Genomic DNA, 12,643 nt, shown 5'->3' with positions numbered 1-12,643 from the left:
CGAACGTCTTTGCCGCGATCCCGAACGGTCATGCGATTGTCCCTGCGGCAGGCCCCATGCGAAGACCCTCGTAAACATGAGGGAATTCATCATGAATAGGAAACACCACGCCGCCCTGCGCGCGGCAACCGTCCTTGCGGCCACGGGCCTCGTTCTCGCCGATGCCGGCGCGCTTTCGGCGCAGGAGCCGCAGGCCTCCGCGGAGGCGACCGCGGAGGCGACCGTTCTCGAGCAGATCGTCGTCACCGCCCGCCGGCGCGAGGAGAAGATCCAGGAGGCGCCCGTCGCGGTCACGGCCATTGCCGCCGAAGAGCTCGGCAAGGGCCGGACGGACACGATGGAGGACGCCGCCTTCAGGACCCCGAACGTGCTCTTCAACGGACAGGGCGGCCCCGTCAGCATCCGCGGCGTCACCTCGCTCGGCATTTCCGGCGGCGTCGACAGGCAGCCGGCCGTCGGCATGTTCCTCGACGAGGTCTACCTCGCCCGTCCCATGGGCTATCCCTTCATCCTCGAGGACCTGGAGCGCGTCGAGGTGGTGCGCGGCTCGCAGGCGACGCTCTACGGCAAGAACACGATCGGCGGGGCGGTCAACCTGATCTCGCGCGAGCCCGGCGACACGCCCGGCGGCGAATTCTCCGCCACCGTCGGCACGGATCTCAACACGCGCTTCAAGGCGGCCTTCGAGACGCCGATCGAGGGCACGGACTGGGCGGTGCGCGCCACCGGCGCCTGGAGCGGCAATCGCGGCTATATCGAGAACCTCGCCACCGGCGGGAACGTCAGCGACACCGATCTGCTGTCGGGCCGCATCGTCGCCACCGGCGAGGTCGGCGACGGCACCCGGATCAAGATCATCGGTGACTACACGCGCGACCGCGGCGACGGCGGGCTCTGGTATGCGCCGTTGCCGCTCGCCTTCGACCACGAGGCGACCCACGACTTCAAGCCGGAGAACAGCGTCGACAGCGGCGGCCTTTCCGTCCGCGTCGACCACGACTTCGAAACGGTGCGGCTGACCTCCGTGACCGCCGTCCGCGGCCACGAGATGCGCAGCTATCTCGACGGCGACTTCAGCGCCACGCCCTCCATCGGCCAGGCCCAGGAGGAGACGCAGCGCCAGTTCAGCCAGGAATTCCGCCTCTCCTCACTGGACGACGACGTCCTCCGCTGGAGCGGCGGGCTCTTCTACATGCACGAGCGCTTCGAGGGCACGCAGTATTTCGACCTTGCGGCCTTTCCGCGGGACATCTGGAGCCGGGACGTCTTCGAGCAGTCGGCCGATACGGTGTCGGTCTTCGGAGAGGCCGGCTATTTCCTGACGCCGGAATGGGAGCTCTCGGCCGGCGGGCGCTATACCTACGACCGCAAGTCGACGACGAGCGAGATCTCCTCGCCGAGCGGCAGCTTCATGTTCGGCACCCCCGGCCGCGCCGAGGGCGACGTCTCCTTCTCCAACGTCTCGCCGGAAGCGGCCCTCACCTACCACCTCTCCGACGGCAACATCGCCTATGCCAAGATCAGCCGCGGCTACAAGTCGGGCGGCATCAGCCCCTATATCGAGGCGGACGGCACGGCGAACGTCTACGATCCTGAGACCACCACGTCCTACGAGCTCGGCACCAAGGCGACGTCCGGCGACGGCCGGTTCACCCTGGCGGCCTCGCTCTTCCACATCGACTGGAAGGACCAGCAGGCGGTGATCTACACGACGCCCGTCACGCGCGTCTACCGCAACGCCGCGGCGGCGACCTCCAACGGCCTGGAGATCGAGGCGACCGCGCAGCTGACCGGGGAGATCGGGCTGCGGGCCGGCTACGGCTACACCCGCGCCAGATACGACGATTTCATGGACAGCGTCATGGGAGCGGTCTACACGGGCAACGACCTGCCCTTCGCGCCCCGCCACAGCATAACCGCCGGCCTGAGCTTCACGCGCGAGCTCGACGCCGGAGCCGTGCTGAAGGCGGGCGTCGACTATACGTTCCGCAGCTCCTACGCCTTCACCGCCGACAACGCGTACCGGCAGGCGCCGACCCACCTCGTCGACGCGCATGTCGGCCTCGAGAAGGACGGCTGGAGCGCCAGCCTGTGGGCGAAGAACCTGACCGACGAGCGCTATCTGAAGAACTATTTCAGCTATAGCGGCACCGACATGGGCGTCGCCGCGCCCGGCCGCACGATCGGCATCACGCTCGCGAAGGTGTGGTGACATGGCCGGGAACGACGACGCCGCGCCGCTTGCCTTCGCCGACACCGCCGCCCCGGCGGACGCCGGCCGGCGGCACTTCTTCCTGATGATCGGCGCGCTCTACTTCACGCAGGGGCTGCCCATGGGGCTCTCCATGGAGGCCGTGCCCGTGCTGATGCGCCAGAACGGCGTCTCCATGGACGTCATCGCGCTGGTGCCGCTCGCCGGGCTGCCCTGGATCATGAAGTTCCTCTGGGCGCCCGTGGTCGACAACCGCTGGAAGGCCGGCCTCGGGCGGCGCAGGAGCTGGATCGTGCCGATGCAGGCGATCCTCGTCCTCTGCCTTGCCCTGCTCGCCGTCCTCCCGCTCGAGGGCGCCGGCCTTCCCGCCGCGGTGGCGGCGCTCGCCGTCGGCACGCTCGCAAGCGCCACGCAGGACACGGCGACGGACGGCCTTGCCGCCGAACGGCTGGCCGGCCGCGGCCTCGCCTATGCCAATGCCTTGCAGGTCGGCGGCATGATGGCCGGCTTCATGGTTGGCGGCGGCGGCGTGCTGATGGTCTTCGACAGGCTCGGCCAGCAGGGCGTCTTCCTGCTGCTCGCCCTCGTCCCGGCCCTGACCCTCGTCATCGCCCTCTCCTGGCGCGAGCCGCCGCCGCCCGCCGCACCGCGCGACGGCCACAGGGCGCGGCTGGCGGACACGTTCCGGCGTCCCGGCATCCGCCTGCTCCTCGTGCTTGCCTTCATCTATGGCGGCGCCCATGCCGGCGGCCTCGGCGTCAGCAAGATCTTCCTCGTCGACCAGGGCTGGTCGAACCGGGACACCGGCCTCGTCGCCACCTTCAGCGGCTTCGTGATGCTCGTGCTGGGATGCCCGGCCGGCAGCGCGCTGACGGCGCGCAACCGCTGGCGCGCCATGGCGGCGGGCATGGCGCTCGCCGCCGCCTCCTTCGTCGTCTGGGGCCTCGTCGCCGGCGGCATCCTGCCGACCGACCGGTCGTGGATCCTGCTGGCGATCGGCATTCTCTCCGTCGCGAGCGGTTTCATCGCGGTTTCCGCGGCGACGATCATCATGGCCTTCGGCGGCGCCGGAAAGCAGGCGGGCACCGACGTCACCGTGCTGCAGAGCGCCAACGTGTTCGGCGAGATGGCGATCGCCGGCCTTGTCGTCTGGGCGGCCGGGCGGACCGGCTACGCCGTCACCTTCGCGGGGGCGGCGGCCGCGCTCGTCCTCGCGCTCCTGTTCGTTTCCCGCACGGCGCGCACCATCCCCGTGACCCGATAGCGGAGGCTCCTCATGCTCACCCTTTCCTCCACCATGGTCGACCGCATCGCGCGGCGGCCGGGCGGCCTTCTCGGCTACCTGCTCTATCGCTTCCCCGTCGGCCACAGGGCCGGCTTCGATCTTGCCCTGACGCGGCTGCCGCCGGAGGCGGGCGATCTCGTCCTGGAGGTCGGCTGCGGCGGCGGCGTCTTCCTGCGCCGGCTGCTGGGAAGCGGCTGTCGCGCGATCGCCGTCGACCACAGCCCGGACATGGTGGCCAATTCCGGCCGCCTCAATGCCGCCGCGCTCGCGGACGGACGGCTGGTGCTGCATCAGGCGGACGCCGCCGCGCTCCCCGTCGCGTCCGCCACGGTCGACAAGGCCTATTGTCTCAACGCCTTCTTCTTCTTTCCGCAGCCCGCCGAAAGCCTGAAGGAGATGGCGCGCGCGCTGAAGCCCGGCGGCACGCTCGCCCTCGTCACCGCGCCGCCCGCCTTCCGCCGGCAGATCGCCCGGATTTCCGCGAGCATGGCGGACAACATGCGCTTCGACGAACCCGGCACGCTTGCCGCCTGGGCGCGCGACGCCGCCCTCGTCCCGGTGGAGACGCGCGAGGTCGCCAGCGCCGGCTACCTGTTCATCGCGCGCAAGGAGGAGACGGCATGAGCGACGAGGCGATCATCGAGATGCCCGGCTTCCGCGGCCGCATCACCGGCAGGCTCGGCGACATGCTGGTCATCGACGCGGAGGTGGAGGCCGACATCCCGGCCCACGCCGCCGAGACGGAGGAATTCGCCATCGTCCTCATCGACCGTTTCGAGCTGGTGATGAACGGCAGGACGCGCTCCTTCGGGCCGGGCGACCATCTGGTCGTCGCGGCCGGCATCGACCACGCCGTCCGCGTCATCGAGCCCGGCCGGCTCGTCCTGATCGGCAAGATGTAGGTCCCGCGCAGACGATGGCGGAGGCGCGCGCGCCTCGGGCCGCAACGAATGGCGGGGTCGCCCGATTCCAGCTACGGCTTCTGCAGCGACGCCGCGATCCGGTCGACGACCGCCTCCACTGGTGCATCGATGTCGACGGTCATTGCGTTTTCGTCTGCTGCGGGGGGTTCGAGTGCGTCGAACTGGCTGTCGATGAGGCTTGGCGGCATGAAGTGGCCGGCGCGGGCGGCCATGCGGGCGGCGATCAGGTCCCTCGTGCCGGACAGGTGCACGAAGACCACCGGCGCGCCGGCCGTTTTGCGGATGTGGTCGCGGTAGCGGCGCTTGAGGGCCGAGCAGCCGAGGATGAGGATGCCGTGCGGCTTTGCGAGCCTTTCGCCGACGAGGGTGAGCCAGGGCCGGCGGTCGTCGTCGCTCAGCGGCTCGCCCCGGCGCATCTTGTCGATGTTTGCCGGCGGATGCAGGTCGTCGCCGTCGAGATAGCTGGCGCCGAGGCGGGCGGCGAGCGCCGCGCCGACGGCCGACTTGCCGCAGCCGGCGACGCCCATCAAGACGATGCGGGCACGTCGGCGGGCCTATCGTCAACCCGCACGGAGCGCGCACCGGCATCGAGGACGATCTTCAACCCGCCGCCGTCGGGCGTGGTGATCTCCAGCACGCTCGCGCCGGAGCCTTCGAGCCAGCCGGCGAGCGTGGAGATGAGGGCGGGATCGGCGAGGTCGTCGATCGTGTTCCTGCCCGCCGAGCGGTCACGCCTCGCCACGGGGTTCCTCCCTCAGCCGTTTCTCGAGATGATGGATGTCGACGCCGCCGCGCACGAAATCCGGATCGGCGAAGATCCGCTCGTGCAGCGCAAGATTGGTGGCGATCCCGTCGATGCGGGTCGCAGACAGCGCGACCTGCATGCGGCGGATCGCATCGGCGCGGGTCGGCGCGTGGACGATCAGCTTGGCGATCAGCGAATCGTAATAGGGTGAGACGCGGTATCCCGCCGAGACATGCGTGTCGACGCGGATGCCCGGGCCGCTCGGAAAATGCACGGCGGCGATGCGCCCCGGCGCGGCGACGAAGGTCGTCGGGTCTTCCGCATTGATGCGGCACTCGAAGGCATGGCCGCGAGCCTCGCCGGCAAAGCGGGCCGTCTCCAGCACCGCCCCTTGCGCGGCGCGGAGCTGCTCGTGCACGAGGTCGACGCCGGCCGTCATCTCCGTGACGGGATGCTCGACCTGCAGGCGGGTGTTCATCTCGATGAAATAGAACTCGCCGTTCTCGTAGAGGAACTCGAAGGTGCCGACGCCGCGATAGCCGATCTGCCGGCAGGCCTCCGCGCAGCGCGCGCCGATCCGCTCGGCCAGCGCCGGCGCGATGCCGGGCGCCGGCGCCTCCTCCACAACCTTCTGGTGCCGGCGCTGGACGGAGCAGTCGCGATGCCCGACCCAGACGGCATTGCCGTGATTGTCGCAGAGCACCTGGAACTCGACATGGCGCGGGTGCTCCAGGAACTTCTCCATGTAGAGCTCCGGCCTGCCGAAGGCGCGGCGCGCCTCCTCGCGGGTGATGGCGATGGCGTCGGCCACCTCGGCGCTCTCGCGCACGACGCGCATGCCGCGCCCGCCCCCGGCCGCCTTGACGATGACCGGATAGCCGATTTCTTCCGCGATCGCCCGCACCGCCGCTGCATCTTCGGGCAGCGGCTCGCCTGGCCCCGGCACGCAGGGCACGCCCGCCGCCATCATCGCCCGCTTGGCGGCGATCTTGTCGCCCATGATGCGGATCGCGGCGGCCGGCGGGCCGACGAAGGTCAGGCCCGCCGCCTCCACCGCCTCGGCGAAATCGGCGTTCTCCGACAGGAAGCCGTAGCCCGGATGGACCGCCTCGGCGCCCGTCACACGGGCTGCGAGCAGGATGGCCGCCTGGTTGAGATAGCTGCGCCCCGGCGCCGAGGGGCCGATGGCAAGCGGCCCGCCCTCGCCCGGCGTGGCGCGGCCCGCCCTGTCCGCCTCGGAGGCGATGAGGACCGGCCTCAGTCCCAGCTCCAGGCAGGCGCGCTCGACGCGCACGGCGATCTCGCCGCGGTTGGCGATGAGGACGGAGGTGAAGGGCGCGCCCATCAGACGACCTCCACCAGCGGATCGCCGAAGCCGACGTCCTGCCCGTCCTCGAAGAAGATGCGCCTGACGGTGCCGCCGAAGGGCGCGCTCACCGTCGTGAAGACCTTCATCGCCTCGACGATGCAGAGCGTCTGTCCCGGCTCGACGGCATCGCCGACGGCAACCAGGGGTGCGGCACCGGGGCTCGCGGACCTATGAAGGACGCCGGCACTGACCGAACGCACGATCCGGTCGTCCGCCTGCCCGCCTTCTTCGCCCGACGACGCCGTGGCGGAAGCCTGCGAGCCGGCCGCTGCAGGCTCGCCTCCGGCGGCTGCCGCCCGCGCGGGATTCCGGATGACGACGGTCGTGCCCGCCTCGCTGACCGTCAGTTCCGACACACGCGAACGGCCGACGAAATCGAGAAGTGTCCTGATCTTTTCCAGATCCATGGTTTTCCCCAAGGCACGACGGAACCGGCGCTCGCCGCAGCGGCCAACCCTCCGGTCCGATTGGGAAAACCTTACACAGCATTGCGATTGATGGGGGCAGACAAACTTTGAATACCAGCGCGAACGAACCCGGCCATGGTCGCGCTTGCCTCGGTCCGTCTCCGGCGAGTTAAAGCGGCGGCGATCGCTTGGATGTTTATCCCGGATCGAAGCGAGCAGCCGTAAAGGGTCTGGACCGACGGGCCGGCTCCTTTTCCCGAAGCGGGGCGAAGCGGTCTCGACAGACGGCTTGTCTCCGACGCGGATGCCGCGCGATATCTCGATCGTAGAGCGGCGCGCCGAGCTCACCACCGGCGATATAGCGCGTGCCCTGCGGCACGGTGGCAACCGCGATCAGTTTGTATCCATTGCCGCGTCGCGTTTGGCACGCTCCATAAATCCGCGTCGACAACCTTTCTCCGAAAAGGAATCACGACGGCTCTCTCCTCGCGAAGGACCGCGGCACTCCGGATCGGAATCTTCAAGAGGCAAGTACGGACGGCGATGCCGGGGGGTATAACCGAGCCCGGCCCGCTTCGCCGTTTGCGTTGCGACACGACCCGGGCTCGGCTACCTTGGACGCCCTGCATACAAAGCTCATGGCCCGGAAGACGCGATGAGAGAGCGCAAGGACGAACGGATGTTCAGGAACGTCGGCGAGCCCCTCTTTGCCATCGTCGGCATCCGGCGCGGAACCGCGGAGGCCGGTAACGTCTCCGCGATACTGACGACGGAGCCTGGGCCGGACACCGAATCCGGCCATGATCGCCGGGTGGCCATTCTCGAATCTTCCGCACGGGCGGGCTGGCCCGGCCCATCCGTCTCCGCCAAATCGCTGATCCGGCCGCTTCCCGCGAGCCTCTTACGCGCGGAGCAAGTCGGATAATGCGCTTCACCTTCTCCCATAGCCATGCCTTTCCGGGCTGCCGCGTCGCGATCGAGGAAGCCGGGGCGGCGGAAGGCACGAGCGTCATCGAGTTCGGCGACGGCGTCGTGCTGATCGGCGAATGGCACCCGGACGGCGACGCCATCCGTCTGAGCGTCCCCGCCCATCGCACGGTGAAAGGGACAGACATCGCGGCACAGGACTGGCGGCTGACACGAGGCGGCGACGGCCTCTGGCGCGCGCGGAAAATCCCCGATCGCCCGGCGGGGGCCGAACCATGACCGCAACCGAACCGCAAGCCACGTCGAGATCGAAAGCGAGCGCCTGTGCCATGGGTTTGCCGGCGGGCCTGCCGGCATTCGTCTTCCTGCCGGTCGGGCGCCTCGGAATGTCTCCCTCGGTTGATGCCCAATTGGATTTTAGAGTGTCGGGCGAGCGGCTGGGAGTGCCGAACTCGTATGAAAAGGGCAACCACGACGCTTCATCGTCATAAGGCCTGCCCCTCCTTCACGAGCACCTCGCCGATGAGCTTGCCGCCGGTCATGTTGCGGCGCCTCCCGCCGTTGCCGGACATGTCGGCCTCCTTGATCGGGGATCCGCTGTTCGCTCGGCGTCGTCGCCGATATCCTCAGGGCGTCGCCTTCAGCCGGCCGACGATCATCTCGGCGATCGGGATCGCCGAGGTAGCCGCGGGCGAAGGGGCGTTGCAGACATGCAGCATTCGGTCGGTCTGCGCGAACAGGAAGTCATGGATGAGCGTGCCGTCGCGGCGCATGGCCTGGGCGCGGATGCCTGCCTCGTGCGGCAGGAGGTCGGCGAGCTCCAGGCTCGGGCAGTATTTCCGGCATTCCTGCAGGTAGCCCGGCTTCCACAGCGAGTTGCGCATCTCCGTCGCCGCGGATTTGCGATGGGCGAGCACGGTCTTCCAGAAGCCGGGAAACAGCGCATAGTCGGCCATGTCGGCGAGATTGACGGAAAGGCGCGGATAGCCCTCGCGGGCAAAGCCGATCACCGCGTTCGGCCCGACCGTCACGCCGCCGTCGATCATCCGCGTCAGGTGGACGCCGAGGAAGGGCAGCGCCGGGTCGGGGACCGGATAGATCAGATGGCGGACGATGTCGTTCTTCGCTGCCGGCAGGCGGTAATATTCGCCGCGGAAGGGGACGATGCGATGGTCGATCGCAAGGCCGGCGAGCACCGCCAGCCGGTCCGACTGGAGCCCGCCGCAGGCGACGAGCTTCCTCGCCCGCCAGCTTTCGCCTGCCGCGGCGACATCGACGGCGTCGACGCTCTCGCGGATGGCGGTGACGCGGGTCGAAAGCCTGATCTCGCCGCCGAGTGCCGCGATGCGCCGGCCCATCGCCCGGCAGACCTCGGCATAGTCGACGATGCCGGTCGCCGGGACGAGGAGGGCGCCGCGCCCGCTGATGTTCGGCTCGCGCTCCTTCAGCTCCTCCTCGCCGAGGCGGTGGACCTCGATCGTGTTCTCCTTCGAGCGCGCGTAGAGCGCCTCCATCCGCTCCATCTCGATTTCGGAGGTGGCGACGAGCAGCTTGCCGCAGACCTCGAAGCGGATGCCGTTCTCGGCGCAGAATTCCTTGGTGGCGGCGGCCCCCTTGCGGCAGAGCTCGGCCTTCAGGCTGCCCGGCGGATAATAGATGCCGGCATGGATGACGCCGCTGTTGTGGCCGGTCTGGTGCCGGCCGAGCCCGTCCTCCTTCTCGATCAGGACGAGGCTGCTGCCGGGGTGGTCCTCGAGGAGGCGCATGGCCGTCGCCAGCCCGACGATGCCGCCGCCGATGACGCAATGGTCGTGGATCATCTGCTTTCTTTCCCGATCAGGCCTGGGCCGCCCGGCCGGCGCCGTAGCCGAAATAGGCCTCCTCCAGCGCATGGCCGTCGGCAAGGTCGCACGCCGCACCCTCAAGCGCCACATGGCCGTTGCGCAGCACATAGATGCGCGAGGCGAGGTCGAGGATGCGGGCGGTGGATTGCTCGACGACGAGCAGCGTCAGCCCGTCGGCATTGAGCTGGCGCAGGCTCTCATAGACCTGGTCGATGACGAGGGGCGCAAGGCCGAGCGAGGGCTCGTCGATCATCATCATGAGCGGCCGCTGCAGGATCGCCCGGGCGATGGCGAGCTGCTGCTGCTCGCCGCCGGAGAGATGCCCGGCGACGCCGTGATAGCGGCTCCTGAGGATCGGGAAGAGATCCAGCACCCGCTCGCGGTCGGCGGCCGCTGCGTCCCTGTCGCTGCGGATCATCGCGGCGACGGAAAGGTTCTCCTCAACCGTCAGCGTGCGGAAGATGCTGCGGCCCTCCGGCACCAGCGCAAGGCCGCGGCAGCACAGCCGCTCCGGCGGCTCGCCGGCGATCGTCTCGCCGTTGAAGGCGATCGTGCCGGCGGACGGCGCCATCAGGCCCGAGACCGTCTTCAGCAGCGTCGACTTGCCGGCACCGTTCGGGCCGACGACGAAGACCACCTCGCCCTTCGCGACCGTGAGGTCGACCGATTTCAAGGCCTCAAGTCGGCCATAGCCGGCGCTGACGCCGCGGATTTCCAGCATATCGTTCCCCTTCAGCGCGGCTCTTTCGCCCTGCCGGATCGGGAGGGGCGCGCCGCTTTTTTGCCGTTGACAAAGAAAAAATAGTACGCATTCTGTCTCCTGTCCACAGAGGACTATGTGCAAAAAACACGGCGGTGCAACGATCATCGCCAAAGGGGAACGACGATGAAATCTGTTGCTGTGGCCGCCTCGGCCGCAATCGCTCTTCTGTCGCCTGTCACCAGCGCCCGCGCCGAGGACCCGATCAAGATCGGCTTCGCCATCGCCGAATCCGGCTGGCTTTCCAACTACGACAGCGCCCCCTTCAAGGCGGCGGTGATGAAGATCGAGGAGATCAACAAGGCCGGCGGCCTGCTCGGCCGTCAGATCGAATATTCGGTGATGGACACCAAGACGGAGCAGGCGCGCGCCGCCACCGTCGGCGCCCAGCTCGTCGACGGCGGCGTCGACATGCTCGTGGTCTCCTGCGACTACGATTTCGGCGCGCCGTCGGCGCTTGCCGCCAAGCAGGCGGGCAAGATCGCCTTCAGCCTGTGCGCCGCCGACCCGAAGATGGGCGTCCAGGGCGTCGGCCCGCTCGCCTTCACCGCCAACAGCGCGGCGCAGTCGGAAGGCATCGCCATTGCCGAATACGCCCAGAAGAAGATGAACCTCAAGACGGTCTACGTGCTGGAAGACCTGCTGATCGAATACAACAAGTCGGCCTGCGCCGGCTTCCGCGCCGGCTGGGCGGCCGGCGGCGGCGAGGAATCGATCCTCGGCAACGACACGTTCAAGAACGACGACCCGTCGATCGCCTCGCAGATCACCCGCCTGAAGGGGCTGGCCACCCAGCCGGACGCCGTCTTCATCTGCTCCGTCACGCCGGGCGGCGCGTCCGCCGTGCGCCAGCTCCGCGCCGCCGGCATCGACCTGCCGATCCTCGCCAGCACGGCGATGGTCGACAATTACTGGCTGAACGCCGTGCCGGGCCTCAAGGACTTCTACCTGCCCGCCTTCATGTCGCTCTACGGCGACGATCCGCGGCCGGAAATGAACGCCTTCCTGGAGAGCCACAAGGCGCGCTACGGCGAGCCGCCGGTCTCCTCCTATTCGGTGCTCGGCTACAGCCTGATCGAGCAGTGGGCCTATGCGGTCGAACAAGCCAAGACGACGGAGTCCGAGGCCGTGGTCGCCGTGATGAACGGCTTCAAGGACCAGCCCTTCACCGCCGGCCCGACCTCGTTCACCGATCAGTTGCACATCCAGGTCGACCGGCCCTGGCTGATCATGAAGGTCGAGAACGACTCCTTCCGCGCCGTCGAGGTCTACCGCAACTCGTTCAAGCCGGACATGAAGCTCCTGTTCCGCGTCGGTCAGTAACGACCCCGTTCCCCGCCGACGGCGCCTGACGCCATCCGGCGGGGCAATCGCCCGAGCTGTTCAACTGCGCTGACGCACAGGTTCCCTGGCCATGTCACGTTCCTCGAAAGAAAGGCTCGAAGCCCGCGGCGTCGCGGTCGCCTTCGGCGGCATCCGCGCGCTGAGCGGCGTCGACCTTTCGTTGAAGCGCGGCGAGATCCTCGGCCTCATCGGGCCGAACGGTGCCGGCAAGACCACCATGGTCAACGTGCTGAGCGGCTTCCAGCGGCCGACGAGCGGCGCGATCCGCCTCGACGACATCGACGTCTCGCGCCTTTCGGCCCGCAAGATCGCCCAGGCCGGCGTGGCGCGCAGCTTCCAGGCGGCCCGGCTGTTCCGGGCGATGACGGTCGAGCAGAACCTCTCGGTCGCCGCGATCGGCGCCGGCCTCGCGCGCCGCCCGGCCCGCGAGCGCGCGCTCGGCATCCTCGACTGGATGGGGCTTGCCGGCAAGGCGGACCTGCGCTGCGACAGCCTCTCCTACGGCGACGAGCGGCGCGTCAGCATCGCCCGCGCGCTCGCGCTCGAGCCGTCCTTCGCGCTGCTCGACGAGCCCGCCTCGGGCATGAACGACGCCGAATGCGAGGCGCTGATGGAGCTGATCGCACGGTTGCCCGAGCGCTTCGGCTGCGGCGTGCTGCTGATCGAGCACAACATGAAGGTGATCATGGGCGTGTGCGAGCGCATCCATGTCCTCGACGGCGGCCAGAGCCTTGCCGAAGGCTCGCCCGCCGACATCCAGATGAACCCCGTCGTCCGCCGCGCCTATCTCGGCGAGAAGGCGTCGGACCGCACGCTCGCGATCTAGG

Annotated in this window: 14 protein-coding genes; 8 read left to right on the top strand and 6 right to left on the bottom strand. The window is 68.9% G+C overall.

Going from position 1 to position 12,643, the window contains the following annotated elements:
* Positions 1 to 91: 91 nt before the first annotated feature.
* The 4 genes from NNZ72_RS13525 to NNZ72_RS13510 are packed head-to-tail and all read left to right on the top strand — an operon-like array spanning position 92 to position 4,399.
* Entirely contained in the window at positions 92 to 2,212 is a 2,121-nt protein-coding gene (locus NNZ72_RS13525; RefSeq protein WP_257315843.1) for a TonB-dependent receptor, read from the top strand.
* Between the two features lies 1 nt (position 2,213).
* Positions 2,214 to 3,476 (top strand): MFS transporter, encoded by a 1,263-nt coding sequence (locus tag NNZ72_RS13520; protein WP_257315842.1) that lies wholly within the window; start codon positions 2,214 to 2,216, stop codon positions 3,474 to 3,476.
* A gap of 12 nt (positions 3,477 to 3,488) precedes the next feature.
* Complete coding sequence (locus NNZ72_RS13515; protein ID WP_257315841.1) at positions 3,489 to 4,121, top strand: class I SAM-dependent methyltransferase; 633 nt, start codon at positions 3,489 to 3,491, stop codon at positions 4,119 to 4,121.
* On the top strand, positions 4,118 to 4,399 hold the full coding sequence (locus NNZ72_RS13510; protein ID WP_257315840.1) for a cupin domain-containing protein: 282 nt from the start codon (positions 4,118 to 4,120) through the stop codon (positions 4,397 to 4,399). The genes NNZ72_RS13515 and NNZ72_RS13510 overlap by 4 nt, the downstream gene beginning before the upstream one ends.
* Positions 4,400 to 4,470: 71 nt before the next feature.
* Here the strand turns inward: NNZ72_RS13510 and NNZ72_RS13505 are convergent, their stop codons facing one another.
* Genes NNZ72_RS13505 through NNZ72_RS13490 form a run of 4 tightly spaced genes read right to left on the bottom strand, consistent with a single transcriptional unit; the run spans position 4,471 to position 6,941 of the window.
* A complete protein-coding gene (locus NNZ72_RS13505; RefSeq protein ID WP_257315839.1) occupies positions 4,471 to 4,947 on the bottom strand; it encodes a gluconokinase in 477 nt (158 codons plus the stop codon).
* Positions 4,947 to 5,162 carry a hypothetical protein gene (locus NNZ72_RS13500; protein WP_257315838.1) on the bottom strand — a complete coding sequence of 72 codons (216 nt, stop codon included), beginning with the start codon at positions 5,160 to 5,162 and terminating at the stop codon, positions 4,947 to 4,949. The genes NNZ72_RS13505 and NNZ72_RS13500 overlap by 1 nt, the downstream gene beginning before the upstream one ends.
* On the bottom strand, positions 5,149 to 6,510 hold the full coding sequence (locus NNZ72_RS13495) for an acetyl-CoA carboxylase biotin carboxylase subunit (RefSeq protein WP_257315837.1): 1,362 nt from the start codon (positions 6,508 to 6,510) through the stop codon (positions 5,149 to 5,151). Before NNZ72_RS13495 ends, NNZ72_RS13500 begins: the two co-directional genes overlap by 14 nt.
* Positions 6,510 to 6,941 (bottom strand): acetyl-CoA carboxylase biotin carboxyl carrier protein, encoded by a 432-nt coding sequence (locus NNZ72_RS13490; protein ID WP_257315836.1) that lies wholly within the window; start codon positions 6,939 to 6,941, stop codon positions 6,510 to 6,512. The genes NNZ72_RS13495 and NNZ72_RS13490 overlap by 1 nt, the downstream gene beginning before the upstream one ends.
* Before the next feature lie 655 nt (positions 6,942 to 7,596).
* Between NNZ72_RS13490 and NNZ72_RS13485 the strand changes: the two genes are divergently transcribed.
* Entirely contained in the window at positions 7,597 to 7,866 is a 270-nt protein-coding gene (locus NNZ72_RS13485) for an SOS response-associated peptidase family protein (protein WP_257315835.1), read from the top strand.
* Positions 7,866 to 8,147, top strand: a complete 282-nt coding sequence (locus NNZ72_RS13480) for a hypothetical protein (RefSeq protein ID WP_257315834.1) — start codon at positions 7,866 to 7,868, stop codon at positions 8,145 to 8,147. The genes NNZ72_RS13485 and NNZ72_RS13480 overlap by 1 nt, the downstream gene beginning before the upstream one ends.
* Positions 8,148 to 8,494: 347 nt before the next feature.
* Here NNZ72_RS13480 and lhgD read toward each other — a convergent pair whose 3' ends face one another.
* Both lhgD and NNZ72_RS13470 read right to left on the bottom strand, forming a co-directional pair.
* The gene (gene lhgD, locus NNZ72_RS13475) at positions 8,495 to 9,688 is read right to left on the bottom strand and encodes an L-2-hydroxyglutarate dehydrogenase (protein WP_257315833.1); all 1,194 of its coding nucleotides are present in this window, start codon (positions 9,686 to 9,688) and stop codon (positions 8,495 to 8,497) included.
* A gap of 16 nt (positions 9,689 to 9,704) precedes the next feature.
* On the bottom strand, positions 9,705 to 10,433 hold the full coding sequence (locus tag NNZ72_RS13470; protein ID WP_257315832.1) for an ABC transporter ATP-binding protein: 729 nt from the start codon (positions 10,431 to 10,433) through the stop codon (positions 9,705 to 9,707).
* 165 nt (positions 10,434 to 10,598) lie between these two features.
* On the opposite strand from NNZ72_RS13470, the gene NNZ72_RS13465 reads away from it, so the two are divergent.
* Together NNZ72_RS13465 and NNZ72_RS13460 are read left to right on the top strand one after the other, a co-directional pair.
* Positions 10,599 to 11,795: an ABC transporter substrate-binding protein gene (locus tag NNZ72_RS13465; protein ID WP_257315831.1), complete on the top strand. Its 1,197-nt coding sequence runs from the start codon at positions 10,599 to 10,601 to the stop codon at positions 11,793 to 11,795.
* Positions 11,796 to 11,886: 91 nt separating this feature from the next.
* Complete coding sequence (locus NNZ72_RS13460) at positions 11,887 to 12,642, top strand: ABC transporter ATP-binding protein (protein WP_257315830.1); 756 nt, start codon at positions 11,887 to 11,889, stop codon at positions 12,640 to 12,642.
* Position 12,643: the final 1 nt, after the last annotated feature.

This window comes from Shinella pollutisoli (assembly GCF_024609765.1).
Taxonomy (GTDB): Bacteria; Pseudomonadota; Alphaproteobacteria; order Rhizobiales; family Rhizobiaceae; genus Shinella; species Shinella pollutisoli.
This window is presented reverse-complemented; position numbering and strand designations above follow the sequence as displayed.